Origin of the sequence: Hydrogenophaga sp. YM1 (genome assembly GCF_016903055.1) — a bacterium.
GTDB classification, from domain to species: Bacteria; Pseudomonadota; Gammaproteobacteria; order Burkholderiales; family Burkholderiaceae_C; genus Hydrogenophaga; species Hydrogenophaga borbori.
Map to the genome: position 1 here is coordinate 894,302 of NZ_CP070223.1, position 23,845 is coordinate 918,146.

The 23,845-nt window shown below is 70.5% G+C and carries 23 protein-coding genes; 16 read left to right on the forward strand and 7 right to left on the reverse strand.

Going from position 1 to position 23,845, the window contains the following annotated elements; all coding sequences use genetic code 11:
- The first annotated feature begins 28 nt into the window (after window positions 1–28).
- From flgE to flgG, 5 genes are all read left to right on the forward strand, one after another.
- Window positions 29–1,243 carry a flagellar hook protein FlgE gene (flgE, locus tag JNX00_RS04400; protein WP_070401004.1) on the forward strand — a complete coding sequence of 405 codons (1,215 nt, stop codon included), beginning with the start codon at window positions 29–31 and terminating at the stop codon, window positions 1,241–1,243.
- A 155-nt stretch (window positions 1,244–1,398) separates the two neighbouring features.
- Window positions 1,399–1,995: a hypothetical protein gene (locus JNX00_RS04405; protein ID WP_204744209.1), complete on the forward strand. Its 597-nt coding sequence runs from the start codon at window positions 1,399–1,401 to the stop codon at window positions 1,993–1,995.
- A gap of 109 nt (window positions 1,996–2,104) precedes the next feature.
- Window positions 2,105–2,881, forward strand: coding sequence for a hypothetical protein (locus JNX00_RS04410; protein WP_204744211.1), 777 nt, complete (start codon window positions 2,105–2,107; stop codon window positions 2,879–2,881).
- Window positions 2,882–3,040: 159 nt separating this feature from the next.
- Window positions 3,041–3,778 carry a flagellar basal-body rod protein FlgF gene (flgF, locus tag JNX00_RS04415; RefSeq protein ID WP_070401006.1) on the forward strand — a complete coding sequence of 246 codons (738 nt, stop codon included), beginning with the start codon at window positions 3,041–3,043 and terminating at the stop codon, window positions 3,776–3,778.
- A gap of 14 nt (window positions 3,779–3,792) precedes the next feature.
- Window positions 3,793–4,575, forward strand: coding sequence for a flagellar basal-body rod protein FlgG (gene flgG, locus JNX00_RS04420; RefSeq protein WP_070401007.1), 783 nt, complete (start codon window positions 3,793–3,795; stop codon window positions 4,573–4,575).
- Window positions 4,576–4,612: 37 nt separating this feature from the next.
- On the opposite strand, the gene JNX00_RS04425 is transcribed toward flgG, so the two are convergent.
- Window positions 4,613–5,737, reverse strand: a complete 1,125-nt coding sequence (locus tag JNX00_RS04425) for a hypothetical protein (protein ID WP_204744212.1) — start codon at window positions 5,735–5,737, stop codon at window positions 4,613–4,615.
- Window positions 5,738–5,991: 254 nt separating this feature from the next.
- On the opposite strand from JNX00_RS04425, the gene JNX00_RS04430 reads away from it, so the two are divergent.
- From JNX00_RS04430 to queC, 10 genes are all read left to right on the forward strand, one after another.
- Window positions 5,992–6,693, forward strand: coding sequence for a flagellar basal body L-ring protein FlgH (locus tag JNX00_RS04430; protein WP_070401009.1), 702 nt, complete (start codon window positions 5,992–5,994; stop codon window positions 6,691–6,693).
- 115 nt (window positions 6,694–6,808) lie between these two features.
- Window positions 6,809–7,924: a flagellar basal body P-ring protein FlgI gene (locus tag JNX00_RS04435; RefSeq protein ID WP_275564522.1), complete on the forward strand. Its 1,116-nt coding sequence runs from the start codon at window positions 6,809–6,811 to the stop codon at window positions 7,922–7,924.
- 5 nt (window positions 7,925–7,929) lie between these two features.
- Window positions 7,930–8,772, forward strand: coding sequence for a flagellar assembly peptidoglycan hydrolase FlgJ (gene flgJ / locus JNX00_RS04440; protein ID WP_070401011.1), 843 nt, complete (start codon window positions 7,930–7,932; stop codon window positions 8,770–8,772).
- Window positions 8,773–8,787: 15 nt separating this feature from the next.
- Window positions 8,788–10,701, forward strand: coding sequence for a flagellar hook-associated protein FlgK (gene flgK, locus JNX00_RS04445; RefSeq protein ID WP_204744215.1), 1,914 nt, complete (start codon window positions 8,788–8,790; stop codon window positions 10,699–10,701).
- A gap of 5 nt (window positions 10,702–10,706) precedes the next feature.
- On the forward strand, window positions 10,707–11,930 hold the full coding sequence (gene flgL / locus JNX00_RS04450) for a flagellar hook-associated protein FlgL (RefSeq protein WP_070401013.1): 1,224 nt from the start codon (window positions 10,707–10,709) through the stop codon (window positions 11,928–11,930).
- An 18-nt stretch (window positions 11,931–11,948) separates the two neighbouring features.
- A complete protein-coding gene (locus JNX00_RS04455; RefSeq protein WP_083293341.1) occupies window positions 11,949–13,154 on the forward strand; it encodes an HDOD domain-containing protein in 1,206 nt (401 codons plus the stop codon).
- Between the two features lie 46 nt (window positions 13,155–13,200).
- Window positions 13,201–13,731, forward strand: coding sequence for a GNAT family N-acetyltransferase (locus tag JNX00_RS04460; protein WP_239478256.1), 531 nt, complete (start codon window positions 13,201–13,203; stop codon window positions 13,729–13,731).
- Complete coding sequence (locus JNX00_RS04465) at window positions 13,728–14,315, forward strand: toxin (RefSeq protein ID WP_204744217.1); 588 nt, start codon at window positions 13,728–13,730, stop codon at window positions 14,313–14,315. Before JNX00_RS04460 ends, JNX00_RS04465 begins: the two co-directional genes overlap by 4 nt.
- Complete coding sequence (locus JNX00_RS04470) at window positions 14,312–14,815, forward strand: GNAT family protein (protein WP_204744219.1); 504 nt, start codon at window positions 14,312–14,314, stop codon at window positions 14,813–14,815. Before JNX00_RS04465 ends, JNX00_RS04470 begins: the two co-directional genes overlap by 4 nt.
- Window positions 14,816–14,832: 17 nt before the next feature.
- Window positions 14,833–15,570: a 7-cyano-7-deazaguanine synthase QueC gene (queC, locus tag JNX00_RS04475; protein ID WP_204744221.1), complete on the forward strand. Its 738-nt coding sequence runs from the start codon at window positions 14,833–14,835 to the stop codon at window positions 15,568–15,570.
- A 9-nt stretch (window positions 15,571–15,579) separates the two neighbouring features.
- Here the strand turns inward: queC and gcvA are convergent, their stop codons facing one another.
- Window positions 15,580–16,446 carry a transcriptional regulator GcvA gene (gene gcvA, locus JNX00_RS04480; RefSeq protein ID WP_204744223.1) on the reverse strand — a complete coding sequence of 289 codons (867 nt, stop codon included), beginning with the start codon at window positions 16,444–16,446 and terminating at the stop codon, window positions 15,580–15,582.
- 99 nt (window positions 16,447–16,545) lie between these two features.
- Between gcvA and bla the strand changes: the two genes are divergently transcribed.
- Window positions 16,546–17,421 carry a class A beta-lactamase gene (bla, locus tag JNX00_RS04485; RefSeq protein ID WP_337179435.1) on the forward strand — a complete coding sequence of 292 codons (876 nt, stop codon included), beginning with the start codon at window positions 16,546–16,548 and terminating at the stop codon, window positions 17,419–17,421.
- 9 nt (window positions 17,422–17,430) lie between these two features.
- Here the strand turns inward: bla and JNX00_RS04490 are convergent, their stop codons facing one another.
- The 5 genes from JNX00_RS04490 to gspE form a co-directional block, all read right to left on the reverse strand.
- Complete coding sequence (locus JNX00_RS04490; RefSeq protein ID WP_204744227.1) at window positions 17,431–19,209, reverse strand: ABC transporter ATP-binding protein/permease; 1,779 nt, start codon at window positions 19,207–19,209, stop codon at window positions 17,431–17,433.
- Window positions 19,206–20,111, reverse strand: a complete 906-nt coding sequence (locus tag JNX00_RS04495; RefSeq protein ID WP_204744229.1) for a D-hexose-6-phosphate mutarotase — start codon at window positions 20,109–20,111, stop codon at window positions 19,206–19,208. Before JNX00_RS04495 ends, JNX00_RS04490 begins: the two co-directional genes overlap by 4 nt.
- 10 nt (window positions 20,112–20,121) lie before the next feature.
- Complete coding sequence (locus tag JNX00_RS04500) at window positions 20,122–21,018, reverse strand: 5'-nucleotidase (RefSeq protein ID WP_070401022.1); 897 nt, start codon at window positions 21,016–21,018, stop codon at window positions 20,122–20,124.
- A gap of 90 nt (window positions 21,019–21,108) precedes the next feature.
- Complete coding sequence (gene gspF, locus JNX00_RS04505) at window positions 21,109–22,338, reverse strand: type II secretion system inner membrane protein GspF (protein WP_204744230.1); 1,230 nt, start codon at window positions 22,336–22,338, stop codon at window positions 21,109–21,111.
- Between the two features lie 57 nt (window positions 22,339–22,395).
- On the reverse strand, window positions 22,396–23,838 hold the full coding sequence (gene gspE / locus JNX00_RS04510) for a type II secretion system ATPase GspE (RefSeq protein ID WP_070401024.1): 1,443 nt from the start codon (window positions 23,836–23,838) through the stop codon (window positions 22,396–22,398).
- Between the last annotated feature and the right edge of the window lie 7 nt (window positions 23,839–23,845).

Here is a 23,845-nt window from a genome sequence, read left to right on the forward strand (position 1 = left end):
CCGCGACTCCGCAACGCAAGGACACACCATGGCATTCCAGCAAGGACTCTCCGGCCTGAACAGCGCGAGCAAGAACCTCGACGTGATCGGCCACAACATCGCCAACGGCAACACGGTGGGCATGAAATCCTCGCGCGCCGAGTTCGCCGAGGTCTACGCGAGCTCGGTCAACGCGGCGGGCGGCGTGAACATGGGCATCGGCGTGTCGGTCGCGGCCGTCACGCAGAGCTTCACCCAGGGCAACATCACCATCACCGGCAACGACCTGGACGTGGCCATCAACGGCGCCGGCTTCTTCGAGCTGACCATGCCCAACGGCAGCACGGCTTACAGCCGCGCCGGCATGTTCAAGCTCAACGACCAGGGCGAGATCGTCAACCACCAGGGCGCGCAGCTCATGGGTTATCCCACGGACCCCCAGGGCAACCGCCTGAGCTTCGACACCCAGCCGCTCACCCTGCCCACCAGCGCGCCGATCCCGGCCCAGCGCACCAGCAACGTCACGGCCGAGTTCAACCTGGACGCGCGCGCGCCGGTGTGGAACACCGTGACGCCGCCCACGCCGCTGTCCACCTACGGCACCTCCTTCGTCGCCTTCGACGACCAGGGTCTGGAGATCCCCGTGTCCATGGCCTTCCGCAAGGTGGCCAACAACACCTGGGAGGTCTACACCGGCGTCAATGGCGCCGACCCCGCGCTGTCCACGCCCTTCACGCTGACCTTCAACGACGATGGTTCGCTGGACCCGGCCTCGGTGATCCCGCCGCTGGGCCTGGCCTCCCCCAACGACCCGGCGCTGACCTTCACCGCCGCACTCGACCTGGTCAACGTCACGCAGACCGGCACCGCCTTCGGCGTCACCGAGCTGGACCCGGACGGCTACCGCCCCGGCCAGTTCCTGGGCCTGAAGATCAGCGAGAACGGCGTCATCACCGGCCAGTACTCCAACGGCGAGACGCGCGCGGCCGGCCAGATCGCGCTGGTGAACTTCCGCAACGCGCAGGGCCTGCAACCCACCGGCGGCGGCAACTGGACGGCCACCTACTCGTCGGGCGAACCGCTGCGCGGCGAGCCCGGCACCGGCAACTTCGGCGCGCTGCGCGCCGGTGCCACCGAGGACTCCAACGTCGACATCACCGCCGAGCTGGTCAACATGATGACCGCGCAGCGCGCCTACCAGGCCAACGCGCAAACCATCAAGACGCAGGACCAGGTGCTGAGCACGCTGCTGAACATGCGCTGAGCGTGGGCCAAATGGTGGCGCGCGGCGTTGACTCGCCTGCGGCGCGCAGCGCAATACCGCAAGGGCAGTAGCGGTTGGCCTCCGGCAACAGGCCGAGTGCCCGTCGCGCGCGCCCTGGCTAGCATGGCCGGCCTCGCCACACGGAACGCCGCACCATGACCGATGCCAACGCCAACGCCAACGACGCCACCAACGAACAGCTGCAGCTGGTCGAGCGCTGGATCGGCTACGGCTACCACGCCGCCGACGCGATCGATGGCTGGATCGAGGAGAACGCCGCCGCCGACGCGGGCGTCGACCTCGAACGGGTGAAAGATTTCGCCGCCGCCGCTTTCGCCCGCAAGCGCGCCGCCGAAACCCGGTGGCCCGAGGACACCGACTGCGACCGGCTCGACCGCGCGTTCGCCGCGCTGCACGAGCGAGGCGTCTGCGCGGTGCAATGGGCCGGCGACACGCTGGACGAAGGCCTGGCGTCCGTGGGCGACCAGATCAACGCCGATGGCGTGCCGCAGGGCCGGTACACGGGCTATTGCTTCTTCCACAGCCAGGACATGGACCACGCCCTGGATGGTGAGGGCCTGATGCTGGCCTTTGGCCCGGTGGACGCCGAGACCGAGGCGGACGCCGTGCGGATCGGCCGGCGGGTCTGCGAGGCCTTGCAGCGCGAGGGCCTGCAGACCGAATGGGACGGCACGGTCGAGCACCGCATCGCCGTGCCCGGCCTGCGCTGGCAGCGCCGCACGCCGGACTGACGCGGTGGCGCGGGCCTGATCGGCCCACCTAGAATCCCGGCGGCCCGCGGCCTCCGTGAGGGGCGTCTGGGCTCACGACCTCCCATCGACCCAAAACAAAGGTTCCCCGATGCCCTCTGCTTCCGATCTGCGCTTTCGTGTACTGGTGTTGGCCATCGCGGCCGCGCTGGGCGGTTGTGCCGCCGTGGACACCAAGACCGTCGTGACCAACAGCGAGGCCTATATGGCCGAGCAGTTCACGCCCGCCCAGCTGCCGCCCAAGGTCAGGGCCGTGCTCGAAGCGGGCGAGCGCCTGCCGGTCCCCCCGTTCAAGCGCATCCGCTACCGCATGTCCGCCGACTTCGACGAAGAAGGCCGGAAGCTGTCGCTCGACGCGGACTACACGATCACCGATTTGGGCGATGGCTATGTCCAGTCCCGCTCCGAGTACGCCCGCAACGGGGTGCCGTACCGCATCAATATGGCGCTGATGTTTGCCAACATCCACCTCCTGCGTTCACAGACGAGTTTTCTGGACCGACCCACGGCCCAGCAGCCTTTCGAGACCAAGGAGCTGATGGTGTTTGACCGGTCGCTGGGCAAACCCGTTCCGGGGCGCACCTACACCATGGAAGCCAAGACGGGCCTGGCCCCTCAGGTGGCCGGCTTCACTTACGAAAAACGGGTCTGCGTCGCGGGCACGGCCGTGGCGGCCTCCTCGGTATACGCTGGCCTCACCGGCAATGGCATCCCCATCGAATGCACCAAGACCGGCGAGAGCGGCGTCGTGGTCAACAAGATGAAGTACGTCTGGATTGCCGACCTGGGGGTGGCCTTCCAAACCGAATACACCAGCTTCCGCTCGACCGGGCGCTACACGATCCGGTCGCTCGACATCCAGAAGTGAATCCTTCGGTGCTTCAGGCGAGCGGGCCCTGAAGCACCGAATTGACGGGACGATCCCCCCGCTGTTCCGGGCATCGAGCACCCTCAAGAATTTCCACAATCCTTTCAAGCCGCCGTGGCCAGCGCTGCTGGCGCGGCAGGCGAGTGAAAGGACTTGTGCTTGGACCGCTTCATCTACACCGCCATGACGGGCGCCAGCGCGGCGGCGCACCGCCAGCAGGTGCTGTCGAACAACCTGGCCAACGTGTCCACCACGGGCTTTCGCGCGGAGCTGTCCACCTTCCGCGCCGTGCCCATCCGCGGTGACGGCGCCAGCACCCGCGTGTTCGCGCTCGAGGCCACGGCCGGCCATTCCAACCTGGCGGGCTCCGTGCAGCAGACCGGCCGCAACCTGGACGTTGCCGCACAAGGCGACGCCTGGTTCGCGGTGCAAGGCCTGGACGGCACCGAGGCCTACACCCGTGCGGGCGCGCTGCAGGTGAACGCCGACGGCACGCTGGTGAACGCCAGCGGCCTGCCCATGCTGGGCGACGGCGGCCCCATCGTGATCCCCGAGAACGCGCGCGTGGACATCGGTGCCGACGGCAGCGTCAGCACGCGCGTGGGCAACGAACCCGGCCAGGTGGCGGGCCGCCTGAAGATGGTGGTGCCCGACGCCGACAACCCGCTCAAGCGCGGTGACGACGGCCTGTTCCGCGGCCCCGAAGGCAACCCCCTGCCCACGAGCGAGGTGGCGCGCCTGCACGACGGCGCGCTCGAAGGCTCCAACGTCAATCCCGTCGAGGCCATGGTCGGCATGATCGCGGCCTCGCGGCAGTTCGAATACCAGATGCGCATGCTGCAAAACGGCGAAGGCAACGACCGCAGCGCCTCGCAGCTGCTCAACGTCAACGGCTAAGCACGGAGCCTCCCATGATCAACTCCCTCATGATCGCCAAGACCGGCATGACGGCGCAGCAGACCCAGCTCGACGTCATCTCGAACAACCTGGCCAACGTCAGCACCAACGGCTTCAAACGCTCGCGCGCGGTGTTCGAAGACCTCATGTACCAGAACCTGCGCCAGGTGGGCGCCAACGCGGCCGAGCAGGCCGAGCTGCCCACGGGCCTGCAGATCGGCCTGGGCGTGCGCACCGTGGCCACCAGCCGCAACTTCACGCAGGGCAGCCTGCAGCAGTCGGGCAACGCGCTGGACGTGGCCGTCAACGGCGCCGGCTTCTTCCAGGTCGAGATGCCCGACGGCACCACGGCCTACACGCGCGACGGCAGCTTCCAGCGCGACGCGCAGGGCCGCATGGTCACCAGCAGCGGCTTCCCGCTCACCGCGGGCATCACGCTGCCGGCCGAAACCGAGAGCGTCACGGTCTCCAGCGACGGCATCGTCACCGTCAAGCTGCCGGGCCAGACCCAGCCGCAGCAGGTCGGCCAGATCGAGCTCGCCAACTTCGTCAACCCGGCCGGCCTGGAGCCCATGGGCCAGAACCTGTTCCGCGAAAGCGTGGCCTCGGGCGCGCCGGTCAATGGCGCGCCGGGCACCACCGGCATGGGCGTGCTCATGCAGGGCTACACCGAGCAATCCAACGTGAACGTGGTGCAGGAGCTGGTGGACATGATCCAGACCCAGCGCGCCTACGAGATGAACTCGAAGTCGATCCAGACCTCGGACCAGATGCTGCAGAAGCTCGCGCAGCTGTGAGGACCGCGGGCGGCGCCTTGGCGCCGAGGAGCGGGGTTCAGACGCTGCTGCTGGTCAGCGACCCGAAGCCGTTGTTGCCGCGGTAGTCGAACAGGTCGGCGCCGTCGATGTCGGCGTAGGGGTCGGCGGGTGGGTTCTGCTCGATGCCTTGCAACACCCGTGCTGCCATGTGGGCATCGCCGAACAGCACGGGCCACTCCGATTTCCTGTCGCTCGGGGCCTTCAGGTCAATGATCTGAAGGAGGACGTTCCGGATGGCGTGCCTCCACTCGATGGATCGCGAGTGGATGTTGTCCAGAAGCTCATCAAGCGAGGTGGTTTCATCGATTTCGGCGAACTCCGCATAACCCAGATGGGCGAGCGCGGCCCGCTTGAGCGTGTCGGCAAAAGCGCCGATGGCCTGCGAGGTGTCGCCGACGGAGGGGGCGGTGTCCTCGGCTGCGGGGCGCTGAAGCCCGACGCAGAGTGCGATGGCTGCTTCGCACATGCCAGGGTCAATGTCATCGCGGTGGTGCTTGATCCGAAAGTTCAGCACCTCGTGGAGGGTCTCTTTCAAGTCATCAGGCAGCGCGTTCATGGCTTCGATCACGCGGTCCACCGGCGTGTCTTTCGAGATGCCGGGGACCAAATGGTCGATGACTTTCGCAAACGGGCCGATGGCCCGGGTGCCAGAGGGGGAAGCCGGTTGGGTTGGGCGGCTGACGTCCAGTGGAAGCTCGGTCTGGGCGGGCCCCGTGGGGCGAGGCATCTCTCTGGCATGGGCCAGCGTGTGGATCGCCTGGGCGAATGGGGGGTTCTTGACCACTTGCCGGTTCTGGGCGAGGGCATTGAGCACATACTGCCGAGCCGCTTCCACCTCGGGCCCGTAGTAGCGATCGGCAAACTGCGTCGTGAGGGTGTTTTCCAAGCGCCGTGCGGTCTCCGCGCTGGAGCCGCGGGGGGTGAGCAGGGAATGCGACGTGGTGCTTTCTCGTGTCGACAGGAAGTCCACCCCCTTCCCGAGCGGCGAGCGGCTGGTGTTGAGGTAGAGCACCGCGCCGCTTTTCACCTTGTCTTGGGACAGCAGCTCATCCAGCTTCTTGAGATTGAGGTCCTTCCTGTTCCAATGGCAGGCTTCCTCCTTGAGCTTGTTGCGAGAAAAGAAGCTGGTCAGCGACGGCATAGGCACCTCGGCGGGATGGGGAGGGGGGGCGACTGCCCTGCGCGGTCGTCCGATGTTGCTTGGGTGGCGCGGCGCGCGCCTGAGTTCTCGGCCAAATGACCGCATCGGCCATAGGTACGGGCCATCGCCCGCTCCAGGGGCCGAACCTTGGAAAAGGCCAGGCTGCGGCGCCTTGTTCCGGCCATTGGCCACCCTCAAGTTTTTTGACAATCCTCGCAAGGTCCCATTGGGGGGCCGCTGTTCAAGGACTCGTCATGTGCCGTCGATTGGCGTTGTGGGTGTTGTTCTCCACCCTGGCCGTGCTGGCCAGCGGCTGCCAGACCCTGCGCAACGAACCCGTGGTGGACCTGGCGCCCGCCCAGCCGGTGCGGTACGTGCAGCAGGAACAGGCCTTTCAGGTGGCCGCCGCCGCGCCCACCGGCGGCCTGTTTCGCGCCGCCACCTACCGCCCCGCGTTCGAAGACCCGCGCGCGCGCCTGCCGGGCGACATCATCACGGTGCAGATCACCGAGCGCGTGACCGCAAGCCAGAACTCCTCGGCTTCCATCGACCGCAGCGCCGATGCCTCGGCCAGCATCAACGCCATCCCCCTGTTCGGCGGCACCACGCCCTGGAGCAAGGCCAACCTCGGCGCCCAGAGCAGCAACAACTTCAAGGGCGACGGCGCGACCTCGAGCAACAACAACTTCAGCGGCTCCATCACCGCCACCGTGCAGGAGGTGCTGCCCAACGGGCACCTGCGCATCGTCGGCGAGAAGCAGATCGGCGTGAACGCCAACGTGGACGTGATGCGCTTCTCCGGCACGGTCGATCCGCGCAGCATCCGCCCCGGCAACGTGGTGCCCTCCACCCAGGTGGCCGACGCGCGCATCGAGTCGCGCAGCCGCGGCGCGCAGGGCGAAGCCATGTCAATTGGCTGGTTGGCGCGCTTCTTTTTGAGCGTTCTGCCGTTCTAGAGGACGCGATCATGCAATTCCCCCGCCGCGCTTCGCGCGACCCCCACGGGGCGGCAGCAGCGACCCGGCACAGCCGGCTCCGCGGCCTCCCTGGGTTTGACCACTTGCCGATGCCATGAATATCGTCCACCGCCTGCGCCACTTGATGCTGATTTGCGTTGCGCTGGCGACTTTTTCCGTCGCCGCGCAAAGCGTGCGCGTGAAAGAGATCGCCGCGGTGCAGGGTGTGCGCAGCAACATGCTCACGGGCTACGGCCTGGTGGTGGGCCTGGACGGCAGCGGCGACCAGACCACGCAGATGCCCTACACCGGGCAGAGCCTGGCCAACTTCCTGCAGCAGTACGGCCTGACGCTGCCGCCCGGCGCCAACCCCCAGCTCAAGAACGTGGCCGCCGTGATGGTGACGGCCGAGCTGCCGCCCTTCGCGCAACCGGGCCAGCCCATCGACGTCACCGTCTCCTCCATGGGCAACGCCAAGTCGCTGCGCGGCGGCACGCTCATCGTCACGCCGCTGCGCGGCGCCGACGGCGAGATCTACGCGCTCGCGCAGGGCAACCTCATGGTCGGCGGCGCGGGCGCGTCGGCCGGCGGCAGCAAGGTGCAGATCAACCACCTGAGCGCCGGCCGCATCCCCGGCGGTGGCCAGGTCGAGCGCGCCGTGCCGACCTCGCTGCACGCGGGCGACACGCTGGACCTGGGCCTCAACAGCAACGACTTCCAGACCGCCAGCCGCGTCACCGACGCCATCAACAAGGCCCTGGGCGCCGGCACCGCGAGCGCCATAGACGGTCGCGTGGTGCGCCTGAACGCGCCCACCGACCCCTCCCAGCGCGTGGCCTTCCTGGCGCGCGTGGAAGAGGTGCGCATCGAATCCAGCGTGCCCAGCGCCAAGGTCGTGATCAATGCGCGCACCGGCTCCATCGTCATGAACCAGGCGGTCACGCTCGGCCCCGTGGCCGTGGCGCACGGCAACCTGTCGGTGAGCGTGAGCAGCACGCCCGTCATCAGCCAGCCCGCGCCGTTCTCGGGCGGCGAAACGGTGGTGCGCGAGCAGGCCAGCATCCAGATCAGCCAGGACAAGGGTTCGCTCATCCACATGGGCCCGGCCGCGCAGCTCAGCGAGGTGGTCAAGGCGCTCAACACCCTGGGCGCCACGCCGCAGGACCTGATCGCCATCCTGCAGGCCATCAAGGCCTCCGGCGCGCTCAACGCCGAACTCGAAATCATCTGACGGCCATGATCGGCAGCAGCGCCTTCACCTCCCCGAGCGGCCTCGCCGCCGACCCGAACGCGCTCAACGCGCTCAAGGGCGCGGGCGACAGCAAGGCCGCGCTCAAGGAGGCCGCGAAGCAGTTCGAGGCCCTGTTTATGCGCGAGCTCATCAAGAGCATGCGCGAAGCCACCAGCAAGAGCGGCCTGTTCGACAGCGAGGGCGAGAACCTGGGCACCGACCTGCTGGACCAGCAGTTCGCGCAGAAGCTCACCGGCCTGCCGGGCGGCCTGTCGGAAGCCATCGAGCGCCAGCTCGCCGGCCGCATGTCCGGCACGCAGGCCTTGCCCGACGCGCCCGCCACGCCCAGCACCGTGGGCCGCGCCAGCGCCGGCGAACGCCAGAGCGCGTTTGTCGAGCGCCATGGCGCCGCCGCGCTGGCGGTGGCGCGCGAATCGGGCATTCCCGCCGCCTTCATGCTGGGCCAGGCCGGGCACGAGAGCGGCTGGGGCCGTGGCGAGATCCGCCACGCCGACGGCTCGCCCGCGCACAACCTGTTCGGCATCAAGGCCACGGGCGGTTGGACCGGCAAGGTCGCCGAGGTCACCACCACCGAGTACATCAATGGCGAGCCGCGCAAGGTGACGGCCAAGTTCCGCGCCTACGACTCGTACGAGGAGTCGTTCCGCGACTACGCCCGCCTGATCGGCAACAGCCCACGCTACGAGGGCGTGATGGATCAGCTGCATTCCGTTCAGGGCTTCGCCAAGGGCCTGCAGCGCGCCGGCTACGCCACCGACCCGTCCTACGCCGAGAAGCTCGGCCGGGCCATCAACACCACGCTGAGCCTTCAGCGTGCGCAAGGCTGAAGGGGAGCCTGAGCCATGTCCTCACTCAACATCGCCACCCGCGCGCTCAACACCAACCTGGCGGCGCTGCAGGTCATCGGTCACAACATCGCCAACGTCAACACACCCGGCTACTCGCGCCAGACGGTGGTGCTGTCCAGCGCGGGCTACCAGTTCACCGGCGGCGGCTACTTCGGCAAGGGCGTGGAGATGACCACGGTGGAGCGCGCCCACAACGAGTACCTCACGCGCGAGGCGCGCCAGACCGGCTCGGTGGCCGCGGCGGACGCGGCGCGCCTGGCCCGCCTGGAGCAGCTGGAAACCGTGTTCCCCACCGGCGAGAAGGGCCTGGGCACGGCGCTCAACGACATGCTCAACGCCTGGACCGACCTGAGCTCGGCGCCGGGCAACCTCACGGCGCGCACGGTGGTGATCGCGCGCGCCGACGAATTCGCCAGCCGGCTGCGCGACAGCGCGGGCCAGCTCGACCTGATGCGCAACACCACGCAGCAGCAGGTGAAGTCGGTCACGGAGGACATCAACCGCATCGCCCAGGACCTGGCCAAGGTCAACCAGCGCATCATCGAGACGGCCGGCACCGCGCACACGCCCAACGACCTGTACGACCAGCGCGACCAGCTGCTGCGCCAGCTGAGCGACAAGGTTCAGATCAGCACCGTGCCCGGCGATGCCGGATCGGTCAACGTGTTCGTGGCCGGCAGCCAGCCGCTGGTGCTGGGGGCGCAGGCCGCGAAGCTGGCGGCCCAGACCGATCCCATGGATTCGTCGCGCATCACCATCAACTTCGTGCAGGGCGGTGTGTCCACCGCGCTGGCCGATGGCTCGCTGGGCGGCGGCGAACTGGCGGGGGTGGTGCGTTTCCTCAACGACGACCTGGCGGCCGCGGCCAACCAGCTCGGCCGCATCGCCCTGGCCACGGCCAATTTGGTGAACCAGCAGCACGCGCTGGGCCTGGACCTCAAGGGCAACCCGGGACAGAACTTCTTCGTGCCGCCCGCGGCCGCCAAGGGCCTGGCCTCGCCCGCCAACGGTGGCACCGGCCAGGTGAGCGCCGTGGTGAGCGACCCGCAGGCGCTGATCGCCTCCGATTACGAGTTGCGCGTGGAGGCCGGCGGCTTCAGCATCGTGCGCCTGAGCGACGGCAACACCACCAGCGTGGGCGCTTTGCCCGCCGAGGTCGATGGCCTGAGCTTCCAGGTGGACGCGGCCGGCGCCGTGCCGGGCGACCGCTTCCGCATCCGGCCATTCGAGGCGGCGGCGCGCAACCTGCAGGTGGCCATCGACGCCCCCGAGCAGCTGGCCGTGGCCAGCCCCGTCATGGTCACCCCCGGCACCGGCAACTCGGGCAGCCTGAGCGTGGAGAAGCTCTACGCGGTCGACAATTCGGCCAACCTCACCGACCCGGTCACCATCACCTTCAACGCCGACGGCAGCTTCAGCGCCACCGGCCTGGGCCCGGGCAACCCCCCGCCCGACAACGCCGGCCCGCCGCCGAGCTACAACTTCAAGCCCGGCCAGGCCATCGTGCTCAATGGCTGGAGCCTCACGCTGCGCGGCAACCCCACCGCTGGCGACAGCTTTTCCATTGGCGCCTCGCCGTCCAACGCCATCGCGCAGAGCGCCGGCAACGCCAGCGGCATGCTGGCCTTGCGCGACCTCGCCACCTTCGACGGCGTGCCACTGTCCGACGGCTACGTCAGCCTGTTCTCCGACCTGGGCACGCGCGTGCAGGGCGCGCAGTTCGCGGCCGACTTCTCGGCCGGCGTGGCCACGGCGGCCGAGCAGGCGCGCAGCAACGTGGCCGGCGTCAACCTCGACGAAGAAGCCGCGCGGCTGCTGCAGTTCCAGCAGGCCTACCAGGCCTCGGCCAAGTTCCTGCAGATCGCGCAGAGCACCTTTGACAGCCTGTTGCAAACCGTGGGACGTTGACCGCCATGAGCTTTCGCATCGCCACCGCCAACCAGTTCGACCGCACCATCGACCAGCTCGCCACGCGCCAGTACGACCTGGCCAAGCAGCAGGAGCGCATCTCCACCGGCAAGCGCGTGATGAAGGCCAGCGACGACCCCGTGGCCGCCACGCTGGCCGAGTCGGCCCGCAACCGCATGACGCGGGTGCAGGCCGACCTGCGCGCGCTGGACGCCTCGCGCACCAGCCTGCAGCAGGCCGAGTCCGGCCTGGCCGAATCGGGCGAGCTGATCCAGCGCGTGCGCGACCTGCTGGTGTCCGCCGGCAACCCCAGCTTCGCCGACGCCGAGCGCGAGGACGTGGCGCGCCAGCTCGAAGGCCTGCGCGAGCAGCTGCTGGCCGTGGCCAACCGCACCGACAACAACGGCCGCACCCTGTTCGGTGGCCTGGGCGGCGCGCCCACGCCCTTCGTCGACCTGTACGGGCCCAGCGGCACCGGCGTGCAGTTCGAGGGCCAGCGCGGCCAACCCGCGGCGGGCAACGGCACCCTGCCCCAATCGCTCGACGGTGACGCCATCTGGATGCGCATCCCGCAGGGCAATGGCAGCTTCACCCTGAGCCTGCCCACCAGCAACACCGGTGGCGTGAACACCAGCCTGGGGCAGGTGACCGACGCCACCGCGCTCACCGGCGACGACTACCGCGTGGACTTCGCCGACGTGGGCGGCGTCATCCAGTACACCATCACCAACACCACCACGGGCACCCCCGTGGCGGGCCACGCGGGCGTGCCCTACGAGGCCGGCAAGACCGTGGCCTTCGATGGCCTGTCCTTCGAAATGAACGGCCAGCCGGCCGCGGGCGACCGCATCGACCTCGCCCCCGCCACCGGCACCACCGACATCTTCTCCGTCGTGCAGGGCGCGATCGACGCCCTGCGCTACCAGGGCGCGGGCGAATCGGCGCTGCGCACCCAGGCGCTGGGGCGCGCCCTCACCGAGGTGGACGCCGGGCACGACCGCGTGCTGCTGGCGCGCGGGCGCGCCGGCGAATGGCTCAACCGCGCCGACTCCATGGACCTGCTGATGAACAACCGCAGCACCGACCTGGAGCTGGAGGAATCGCGCCTGGTCGACCTGGACATGGTCAAGGGCATCTCCGACTTCAAGAACAAGGAGCTCGCGCTCAACGCCGGCCTGCAGGCTTACGCCACCGTGCAGCGCATGTCCCTGTTCGACTACATCAAATAAGCGCGCCGACGAACCCCCATGCTGATGCAAGCGCACACCGTCCTCGACAGCGTCGCCATGGCCTATGTGCCGCTGTGGAACCGCGCGCGCGAGCTCGCGGGCGTGCGCCTGTGCGTGCGCGCCATCCACCCCGAGGGCGTGGACGCCCACCACCTGCTGCAGGCCATCGGCGACGACTGGCCCGAGGGCGCGCCGCCGCTGCTGCTGTCGCTGCAGACGCCGCGCCTGCTGCAGCAGGCCCTGGCCTGCCCGCCCGTGCTCAACACCCTGCTGGAGGTGCCGGCCGCGCTGTTCGGCGCGCAGGAAACGCTGGCGCGCCTGTCGCTCGCGCGGCGCAACGGCCACCTGCTGGTGCGCCACGGCGACTGGAGCGCGCTGCGGGGGCGGCCCACGCCGGGCGTCGACCACCGCAACCTGTTCACGCTGGAGCCCCTTGACCGCATCGAGCCCATGCCCGGCCAGATGGTGGAAGGCGTGGACACCCAGGAGCGCCTGCGCCAGGTGCTGGACCAGGCCCAGGCCGCCGCCGTGCTCGGCTGGCCCGCGGTTGACGTGCTGCGCGCCCACAAACGCCAGCCGCTGCACTACGACGCGCGCGTGGTGCGCCAGGTGCTGCAGGCCATCGACGACGAGGAATGTTCGGTCGAGTACCTGGAGCGCGTGGTGCGCCAGGACCCGGTGCTGATCTACCGCATTCTCATGCTGGTGAATTCCGCGGCCTACGGCCTGCGGCGCGAGATCGGCTCGCTGCGCCACGCCATCATGATGCTGGGCTTCCGCGAGTTGGGCCGCTGGCTCACCGAGCAGGTGCCGGAGGCCGAGCCCGACGTCGACCTGCAGCCCGTGCGCTACGCCATGGTGATGCGGTCGCGCCTGGCCCAGCACCTGCTGGCGACCGGCTCGGATGACCTCTTGCGCGCCGAGGTCTACACGACCGCGGCGCTCTCGCAGCTCGACCTGTTGCTGCACCAGCCCCTGGCCGACCTGCTGCACCGCCTGCCCCTGGCGGGCCGGGTGACCGACGCGGTGCTGCGCCACGATGGCCCCTACTTCCCGCTGCTGGACATCGCGCGCGCCATGGGCGACCCGGAGCGGCTGGACCGCATGGAAACCCTGTGCCGCCGCCACGAGCTGACGCTGGAGCAGGTGAACCGCGCCCTGCTGCGCATGCTGGCCACCAGCCGCGACCACGCGGGCCGGCGCTCGGAGCGGCTGGCGCACTGAAGCCGGGTTCGTGGGTGGGGTGCGCCAAAGTGTGCACACTCGTCCCATGACCGCCCCGACAGACAAACCGCTTCCCAGCACCCTGCGCACCCGCCGCTTTCGAGCCGGCGACGAGTTTGCCCTGTTCCACGTGCACCGCTCGGCCATTCAGTCGATCGCCAGCCGGGACTACACGCCCGAGCAGATCCAGGCCTGGTTGCCCGAGGAGGGGGAGCGGGACGCCTGGGCCCAGCGCGTGCGCGCCCTGGCGCCGTTCGTGGCGCTCGATGGCGATCGGATCGTGGGCTACGCCGATCTCCAGGCCAACGGCCTCATCGACCAATTCTTCGTGTCCGGGCAGCACCCGCGTCGCGGCATCGGCGCCGCGCTGATGTGGCGGGTGCACGAGGAAGCGGCCTTGCTGGGGCTCTCAGAGCTGCACGCCCACGTCAGCTTGAGCGCCGAGGCCTTTTTTCGCCGCTTCGGTTTCGAGGTGGTCGAGCGGCGCCTGCCGGTGCGGCGCGGGCTGGCCTTGCCGAACGCGCTGATGCGCAAGCGGCTGCCACCGGGCGCGGACCCGCAAGGCGAGCGACCATGAGCGAGGCCCGCGCCGGCACCGACCGCGTGGTGGTCATCGGCTCCAGCTGCGCCGGCAAATCCACCTTCGCCCGCGCGCTCGCCGCGTCGCGTGGCTGCGCGCTCATCGAACTGGACGAGCTGTACTGGGCGCCCGCCTGGACGCCCAAGCCGCCGGCCGAGTTTCTGCGGCTGGTCGAGCAGGCCAGCGCCGGCGAACACTGGGTGGCGGCGGGCAACTACGGGCTCGCGCGCGAGCGGCTGTGGGGCCGCGCCACCACCATCGTCTGGCTCAACTTCGGCCTGCCCCGGGTGTTCTGGCGCGGCCTGCGGCGCACCGTGGCGCGCGTGGTCTCCGGCGAGCAACTGTTTCAGGGCAACCGCGAGTCCTTCCGCCAGTCGTTCCTGTCGCGCGAGTCCATCCTGTGGTGGATCCTCAGCACGTTCCACCGCCGCCGGCGCGAGTTCGAGGCCCTGCGGGACGCCGGCACCTTCGCCCACCTGCGCTGGTGCGAAGCGCGCACCCCCCACGAGGCCGATGCCCTCCTGCGCCTTCTGCAGGCGGGTGCCTCGGCCGCCCCCGATCCCCGACCCCCGCGCCCATGAACACCCGCATCCTGCCCCTCACCGAAGCCCACTTCGAGCGCCTGCACCAGGTGCTCGACGAGGTGGCGCGCGAGAAGCGCTACCTGGCCCTGCTGCAGGCGCCGCCGCGCGAGCAGACCTTCGCCTTCTTTCGCGACAGCCTGGACCAGGGCCATCCGCACGTCGTGGCCCTGCTCGACGATGAGGTGGTGGGCTGGTGCGACGTACTGCCCGTGTTCGGCGAGGCCCGGCGCCACGTCGGTACCCTGGGCATCGGTCTGGTGCGCCGCGCGCGCCACCAGGGCCTGGGCGCGGCCCTGATGCGGGCCGCCATCGCCGCCGCCTGGGCCAAGGGCCTCACCCGCATCGAGCTGACGGTGCGGGCCGACAACCCCAATGCCCGCGCGCTGTACGAGCGCATGGGCTTCGCGCACGAAGGCCTGCAGCGCGGCGCCTTCCGGGTCGACGGGGTGTCCGTCGACAGCCACGCCATGGCGCTGCTGCGCGAAGACGGCCACTGAGCCCTACCATCCCGCCCATGCCCGAATCCACCCGCCACACCCACGCCCTGGTTTTGTTCTCTGGCGGCCAGGACTCCACCACCTGCCTGGCGCACGCGCTGGCGCGTTTCGAGCGCGTCGAGACCGTCGGCTTCGACTACGGCCAGCGCCACCGCGTGGAACTCGACGCGCGCCAGGCCGTGCTGCGCGAGCTGCGCGCGGCCTTTCCCGCTTGGGCCGCCCGGTTGGGCGAGGACCACATGCTCGACCTCGCGGTGCTGGGCGCGGTGTCCGAGACCTCGCTCACGCGCGACATGGCCTTTCGCATGGAGGCCAACGGTCTGCCCAACACCTTCGTGCCGGGGCGCAACCTGCTGTTCCTCACCCTGGCCGCGGCGCTGGCCTACCGGCGCGGGCTCTCGGTGCTGGTGACGGGCGTGTGCGAGACCGATTTTTCCGGTTACCCCGACTGCCGCGACGACACCATGAAGGCCATGCAGCTCGCGCTCTCGCTGGGCATGGACCAGCGCTTCCTGGTCGACACGCCGCTGATGTGGATCGACAAGGCCGGCACCTGGCGCCTGGCGCGCGAGCTGGGCGGCGAGGCCCTGGTGGACCTGATCGTGGAGCACACCCACACCTGCTACCAGGGCGACCGCGAACACCGCCACGCCTGGGGCTGGGGCTGCGGGCAGTGCCCCGCCTGCCAGCTGCGCGAGCGGGGCTGGCAGGCCTACCGCATGTCCCTCGCGCCCGGCGCGCGCGCCGCGGGCTGAGGGCCGGTGTCAGCCGGCCTCGCCCAGCCGCTCTTCCAGCCAGCGCCGCAGCGCCTGCACGGCCGGTGAGGCGCGGCGCCGGGCCAGGCGGGTGAACCAGTAGCGGCCCACCGCCACCTCCACGTCGAACAGCCGCACCAGCCGGCCGGCCTGCAGGTCGCGGCTGAACAGGCGCAGCGGCAGCAGGGCCACGCCCGCGCCTTGCGCCGCCGCGTCGGCCAGCAGCAGCGAGGAATCGAACTGCGGCCCCGTGAGCAGGGGCGCGCGCACGCCCGCCGCCTCGAACCAGGCGGGCCACTCGTCACCGCGGTAGGAGCGCAGCAGGGTTTCGCGGCCCAGGTCGGCCGGGCCGCGGATGCGGTGCGCCAGCGCGGGCGAGCAGACCGGCGCCAGTGGGGCATCGAGCAGGGGCACGGCCTCGCACCCGGGCCACTGGCCGTCGCCGAAGCGGATGGCCGCGTCCAGGCCTTCGGCCGCCAGGTCCACGCGGTTGTTGTGGGTGAACAGGCGCAGTTCGATCAGCGGGTGGCGGGCCTGGAAGTCGCGCAGGCGCGGCAGCAGCCAGCCCACCGCAAAGGTGCCCACCACGCCGATGGACAGCACCTCGCGCCGCTGGCGCGTCTGCAGGCTGGCGAGCGTGGCCGACAGGCGCTCGAAGGACTCGCTGAGCACCGGCAGCAGGGCCTGTCCCTCGTCGGTGAGCGCCAGGCCGCGCGGCAGGCGGCGGAACAGGCGGCGGCCCAGGCGGTCCTCGAGCTTGCGCACGTGCTGGCTCACCGCGGTCTGGGTCAGGTGCAGTTCCTCGGCGGCGCGCGTGAAGCTGAGGTGGCGCGCCGAGACCTCGAAGGCGCGCAGGGCATTGAGCGGAAGGTCCATGGTCGATAGAAGTTTTTCTTTGGGCTGGGGCAGATTATTTCCGTTTGAACGGCGCGGGTGGCGTCCCTAGCATTCGCGCTTTCCACAGGAGAAACCATGATCCATCGACGACAACTGCTCGGCTTCGCCGCCACCGCTCCCGCCATGACGGCGCTTCTGATGCCCCAGTTTGCCTGGGGTCAGGAGGGCACGGACGCCCTCGACGCCGCGGCGCGCGCGCTGGAGGCGAAGTCCCGGGGCCGCCTGGGCGTGCACATCCTCGACACCGCCGACGGGCGGGAATGGGGCCACCGCAGCGACGAGCGCTTCCTCATGCTCAGCACCTTCAAGACGCTGGCGGCGGCGCTGGTGCTGCGGCGCACCGACCAGGGCAAGGCGCCGCTGTCCAAGCGCGTGCGCTACCGCCAGCGCGATCTGGTGCAGTGGTCGCCGGTGACGGAAAAGCACGTGGGCGGCCGGGGCCTGAGCCTGGCCCAGCTGTGCGAGGCCACCATCACCACCAGCGACAACACCGCGGCCAACCTGATCCTGCGCGAGGTGGGCGGCCCGGCCGCCCTGACGGCGTTCCTGCGCGGCATCGGTGACCCGGTGACACGGCTGGACCGCATGGAGCCGGAACTCAACGAGCCCTCGCCCGGGGAAGACCTGGACACCACCACACCGCGCGCGATGGCGCGCACCCTGCGCACGCTGTTGCTCGGCGACGCGCTGTCGCCGGCCTCGCGCGAGCAGCTGGCGGCCTGGCTCAAGGCCAACACCACGGGCGACCGCCGCCTGCGCGCGGGTGTGCCGCCGAGCTGGGGCATCGGCGAGAAGACCGGTACCGCGGGCGAGAGCGCGAACGACGCCGGCATTGTCTGGCCGCCGGGGCGGGCGCCCTTGCTGGTGAGCGCCTACCTGGCCGACAGCCCGGCGGGCGCGGCGGCGCGCGAGCAGGCCCTGGCCGGCGTGGGCCGGCTGCTGGCGGCCTGGTGAGGCCGCGCTTCAGCCGGTGGCGACCCGGTAGCGCGGACCGTCCGCGGCGCCGGGCTGGAGCACCCAGCGCCGCGCGTGCCAGTCCGCCACGCCGGGCCGGTGCGCGATCGACACCAGGGCACCGTTCTGCGCGCGCACCAGGGCCTGCAGGCGCTCGTAGATGGTGGCCTCGGCGGCCTCGTCGAGCGCGCTCGTGGCCTCGTCGACGAACAGCCAGCGCGGCTTCTTGAGCAGGGCGCGCGCGATGGCCAGGCGCTGCTGCTCGCCGCCCGAGAGCTTCTGGCCCCAGGCGTCGGGGTCGTCGAGACGCGCCACAAGGCCGGGCAGCAGGGCCTCGCGCAGCGCGGCCTGCAGTTCCTCGTCGCCATAGCGCGCGGCGGGCTCGGGGTAGGCCAGGGCGTCGCGCAGGCGGCCGTTGGGGAAGTAGGGCCGCTGCGGCAGGAACATGGCGCGCGCGTCGAAGTCGGCCGGCAGGCGCAGGCGGCGTGTCGCCCAGGGCCAGATGCCCGCCAGGCCGCGGAACAGCGTGGACTTGCCGCTGCCCGAGGGCCCCTGGACCAGCACCGAATCGCCGGGCGCGATGCGCGCGCCGTGCACCGCCAGCAGCGCCGCGCCGCCGGGCAGGGCGAGGTCCATGGCGTCGAGCGCGATCGCGTCCTCGGCGTTGGTCTCGCTGGCGGTGGCGGGGTCGCCGGCCTGCAGCGCGGCGAAGCTCTCATCGAAGCTGGTGATGCGGTCGGTGGTGGCGCGCCAGGCGGCGATCTGGTCGTAGTTGTCGACGAACCAGGACAGCGCGCCCTGCACGCGGTCGAAGGCCGAGGCGATCTGCATCAGTTCGCCGAGCTGGATGGCGCCGCTGAAGAATCGCGGCGCCGCCACGATGAAGGGGAACACCGTGGCGGCCTGGCCGAAGCCGTTGGTGAACCAGACCAGGCGCTTCTGCGTGCGGATGAGCCGCAGGTAGTTGCCCAGCACGTCGGCGAAGCGCAGGCCGAGTTGGCGGCGCTCCACGCCTTCTCCCTTGTCGAGCGCGATGGACTCGCTGTACTCGCGCACGCGCACCAGGTGGTGGCGGAAGTCGGCCTCGAAGCGCTGCTGCTTGAAGTTGAGCGCGATCTGAGGGCGGCCGATGTAGTGGGCGAGCACGCTGCCGATGACGCAGTAGAGCACCGCCATCCAGACCATGAAGCCCGGGATGTCGACGTGCTGGCCCTGGAACGTGAAACCGAAGCTGCCCGACAGCGTCCACAGGATGCCGATGAAGCTCAGCAGCGTGACCACCGCGTTGAGCAGGCCCATGGACAGGCCCACGGTGTAGCTGGTGAAGAGGTTCATGTCCTCGGCGATGCGCTGGTCGGGGTTGTCGGGCGGTGCGTTGCCTTCGCGCGAGTAGCGCGCCAGCTCCATCTGGTAGAAGCGGTGGTTGGCGAGCCAGCGGTCCATGTAGTGCCGGGTCATCCACTCGCGCCAGCGCATCTGCAGCAGCTGCGTGAGGTAGAAGCGGTAGACCGCGATGACGATGAAGCTGAAGGCCAGGTAGGTGAAGCGGCCCAGTTCGCGCCAGAACACCGCGGCGTCCTTGTTCTGCAGCGCGTCGTAGAACACGCGGTTCCACTCGTTGAGCAGCACCAGCATGTAGACCGCGCCCAGGTTGAGCAGCACGATGGCCAGCAGCAGGCCGCGCGCCTTCCACTTGTCCTCGGAGTGGAGGTAGTAGGGCATGGACAGCCGCCAGGCCTTGCCGGCGAACTCGCGCAGGGCGCGCCACTTGCTGATCTTCTCGGTCATGGAAAAGCTCCGGCGGCCTGGGCCGCGATCTCGACGGTGAGGCGGTGCCGGCCGCCGGGCGGCAGCGCGATGCGCTCGTCGCCCGCGTTGGCGGTTTCGACGCAGACGAAGTGCTGGTGCGCGCCCGGGCCCAGGTCGGCCATGTCGGCGGCCAGTTCGGCGCCCGGGTTCCACACCACGGCGGTTCGGCTGCCCGCGCTGTGCAGCGTCAGGGGCTGGCCGCCGGCCGCGCCGAGCAGCTGCAGGCGATCGGGCACCCCCTGGTAGAGGCGGTCGAGCCGGCCGCTGAAGCGCAGGGCTTCCTGGGTGGCGCTGCCGGCCGGGGGCGCGCCGGGCACCTGGTCGATGAAGCCGCAGCCTTCCAGGCCCAGCACCCGCGCCGCGTCGAGGCGGTCCACCGCGAAGTAGCTGTGCAGGGCCTGGGTGAGGGTGAAGGCGCTGTCGCCGCTGTTGTGGACGCTCAGACTCAGGCGCAGCGTGGCGCCCACGCGGATGTCGAGCCGCAGCTCGAAGGCGTGCGGCCACAGGGCGCGCGTGGCCTCGTCGTCGCGCAGGACCAGCTCGAGCTCGGTGGCGCCATCGCTGCCGTCGCGGGCCCCGCGCAGGGACCAGCGGCGCAGGCGCGCGAAACCATGGGCGGGGCGGCCCAGGCCGTCGGGATCGGGCCCGAACCAGGGCCAGCAGAGCGGCACGCCGCCGCGGATGGCCTGGCCGGCCTCGAAGCGCGCGCGCGGGCTCAGGAACAGCCAGTCGGGCTGGCCGTGCGGCTGGAAGGACAGGACCTGCGCGCCCTGCAGCGAGACCGTGGCGCGGGCCAGCGGGTTGTCCACCCGCAGCAGGGGCAGGCCGCCCGGGCCGTCCACGGGCCTCAGGCTGGCGGTGGGGGCGGGGCGGTCGTGCACGGGCGCGGGCTCAGGGGTTTGAAATGCCCGAGGCCACATGGCCCGCCGGCACGTGCTGCGCGGCGGATTCGATGTGGCCGGTCTGGTCGTCGAAGAAGAAGTCGGGTTCGAATTCGCGCAGGAACTCGCCCTTGGGCAGGCCGCCCAGGAACATGGCCTCGTCGACCTCGATGTTCCAGTTCATCAGCGTGCGGATGGCGCGCTCGTGCGCGGGCGCGCTGCGCGCGGTCACCAGGGCGGTGCGGATGCGCATGAGCGGTGTGCCCTCGCTCTGCAGGCGGTGCAGGGCTTCCAGCAGCGGTTTGAAGGGGCCTCCCTCCAGCGGCGTGCCGGCCTTGCTCGATTCGTGCGACTGGAAGGCCGAGAGGCCCTGCGACTGGTAGATGCGCTCGGCCTCGTCGGAGAACAGCACGGCGTCGCCGTCGAAGGCGATGCGCACCTCGGTCGGGTGGGCGTCGCTGGCGCGCACCGAGGTGGGGTAGACCTGCGCGGCGGGCACGCCGGCGTCCAGTGCGGCGCGCACGTCGGCCAGGTGGGCCGACAGGAAGAGGTTGGCGCGCAGCGGGCGCAGGTAGCGCCAGGGCGACTGGCCGCGCGTGAAGCTGCCGCGCTGGATGGGCAGGCCGTAGTGCTGGGCCGAGCGGAACACGCGCATGCCCGAAACCGGGTCGTTGCGCGAGAGGATCACCACCTCCACGCGCTGGGCGTGGGCGTCGTTGAAGGCGAGCAGCTTGTGCACCAGCGAGAAGGCCACGCCGGGCGCGGCGGGGGTGTCCAGCCGCTCCAGCTGCAGCCGCATGTAGGCCTTGTCGTCGCCCTGTTCGAAGAGGCGGTTCTCTTCTTCGAAATCGAACAGGGCGCGCGAGGAAATGGCGACGACGAGCTTGCCGTCCAGGGTGACTGCCATCAGACCACCCGCCGGGCCGCCCCAAGGGCGGTCTGCGCCCCCTTGGGGGGCAGCGGATACACGAAGTGAGGAGCGTGGGGGCTCATGGTTTCAGGTGACGAGCTGATTGAGCTGAATGATCGGCAGCAGCACTGCCAGCACGATGAGCATGACGACCAGGCCCATGCCCACGATGAGCAGGGGCTCCAGCACCGTGGCCAGGGACATGGCGCGGCGCTGCACCTCGGCGCCGAGCTGGTCGGCCGCGCGCTGCAGCATCTGCGGCAGCTGGCCGGTCTGTTCGCCCAGGCGCGCGAACATGCTCAGCAGCGGCGGAAAGCGCTTCTTGCTGGCCAGGGCCGAGGCCAGGGGCGCGCCCTCGCGCACGCGCACCAGGGCGTCGAGCGCGTCTTCGCGCAGGGCGCGGTTGTTCAGGGTTTCGGCGGCGGTCTGCAGGGCGCGCAGGATGGGCACGCCCGCGCCCGCCAGCATGGCCAGCGTGCCGGCGAAGCGCGTGGCGTTGAAGCCGCGCGCCAGGCGGCCCAGCACGGGCAGGCGCAGCACGGCGGCGTCCATGCGCAGGCGCAGGCCCTCCTGCCGGTGCGCGAACACCAGCCCGATGAGACCGAGCACGAGCAACAGCAGCACGGCCCAGCCCCAGGAGCGCACGAAGGCGCTGATGCCCATCATGATGACCGTGAGCGTGGGCAGGGCGCGCTTGCTGCCCTCGAACACGCCCGCCACCTGCGGCACCACGTAGCTGACCAGGAAAACGACGATGACGATGGCCACCAGGGTCACGATGGCCGGGTACAGGGCCGCGGCGATGAGCTTGTTGCGCAGCGCCTCGCGCGCTTCCAGGTCGTCGGCCAGGCGCTCCAGCACGGTGCCGAGCTGGCCGCTCTGTTCGCCGGCGGCCACCACGGCGCTGTAGCTGGCCGCGAACTCGCGCGGGTACTGCGACAGGGCGCGCGCGAAGGACGCGCCGGCGTTGACCTCGCTGCGCAGCGTGGCCACCAGGTTGCGCAGCTTGTCGTTCTCGGCCTCGTCGGCCAGGGCGCTGAGCGCGCGCTCCAGCGGCATGCCGGCGGCCACCAGGCCCGCGAGCTGGCGCGTCCACACGCCCAGCGCGGTGTTGCTGAACACGCGCCCGCCCCACAGCGTGACGTTGAGCCCCTGGCCGCCGCCGGCCTGCGCCGACTGCGCGGCCGGCTCCACGGCCAGCGGCACCAGCGAGCGCGCGCGCAGCAGGCCGCGCGCGGCGCGCGCGGTGTCGGCGTCGATCACGCCCTTGTGCGTTACGCCGTTGGCGTCAACGGCCTCGAAGGTGTAGGCCGGCATGTCAGCAGGCCGCCTGGCCGCCGGGTCGCGCAGCGGTGGAGCGTGGGGGCTTCATGTTCATTCGCGGGTGACCGACATCACCTCTTCCACCGAGGTCACGCCCGTCTCGATCAGGCGCTGGCCGTCCTCGCGCATGGTGCGCATGCCGGCCTTCTCGGCGGCGGCGAACAGCCGGCTCTCGGCCGCGCGCTGGTGCACCAGGGCTCGGATCTGGTCGTCGGCCACCATGAGTTCGTAGATGCCGGTGCGGCCCTTGTAGCCGCTGTGGCTGCAGTGCTCGCAGCCCACCGGGTGCCAGCGGCCCTGCGCGTCCTGGCGGCGGCAGTGCACGCAGAGCTTGCGCACCAGGCGTTGCGCCAGCACGCCCAGCAGCGAGCTGCTGAGCAGGAAGGGCTCGACGCCCATGTCGGTGAGGCGGGTGACGGCGCTCGGCGCGTCGTTGGTGTGCAGCGTGGCCAGCACCAGGTGGCCGGTGAGCGAGGCCTGGATGGCGATCTGCGCGGTTTCGTGGTCGCGGATCTCGCCGATCATGATGACGTCCGGGTCCTGGCGCAGGATGGCGCGCAGGGCCTTGGCGAAGGTCAGCTCGATCTTGGGGTTGACCTGGGTCTGGCCGATGCCGGGCAGCTCGTACTCGATCGGGTCCTCGACCGTCATGATGTTTTGGCGCCCGGCGTCCAGCCGCTGCAGGCCGGCGTAGAGCGTGGTGGTCTTGCCCGAGCCGGTGGGACCGGTGACCAGGATGATGCCGTGCGGCTGCTGGATGAGGCGCAGGAAGCGCGCCAGCACATCGCCCTGCATGCCCACGGATTCGAGGTCGAGCTTGCTCTCGCTCTTGTCGAGCAGGCGCAGCACGGCGCGCTCGCCGTGCGCGCTGGGCAGGGTGGAGACGCGCACGTCCACCGCGCGCGTGCCGATGCGCAGGCTGATGCGGCCGTCCTGCGGCAGGCGTTTTTCGGAGATGTCGAGCTCGGCCATGATTTTCAGGCGCGAGATCAGGGCCGCGTGCAGGGCGCGGTTGGGCTGCACCACCTCGCGCAGCGTGCCGTCGACGCGGAAGCGCACGCTGGAGTGGCGCTCGAAGGGCTCGATGTGGATGTCGCTGGCGCCATCCCGCGCGGCCTGCGTGAGCAGGGCGTTGAGCATGCGGATGATGGGCGCGTCGTCGGCGGTTTCCAGCAGGTCCTCGATGGCCGGCAGCTCCTGCATCATGCGGCTGAGGTCGGCATCGCTCTGCACCTCGCTCACCACGGCGGCGGCGCTGGATTCGCCCTGCGAATAGGCCGAGCTGATGCGCTGGCGCAGGCCCTCGGCGTCTTCCCACTGCAGGTCCAGCAGCGGGTGCAGGCGCAGGATCTCGGACAGGGCCGACAGGCGCCTGGACTGGGCCTGTGGATCGGCCGCGGGCGTGCGGCTGCCCACCAGGGTGAGCCGGCCCGCGTCTTCCTCGAGCAGCCACTGGTGCTCGCGCGCGAAGGCGTAGGGCAGCGGGTACTTCATGGGCGCG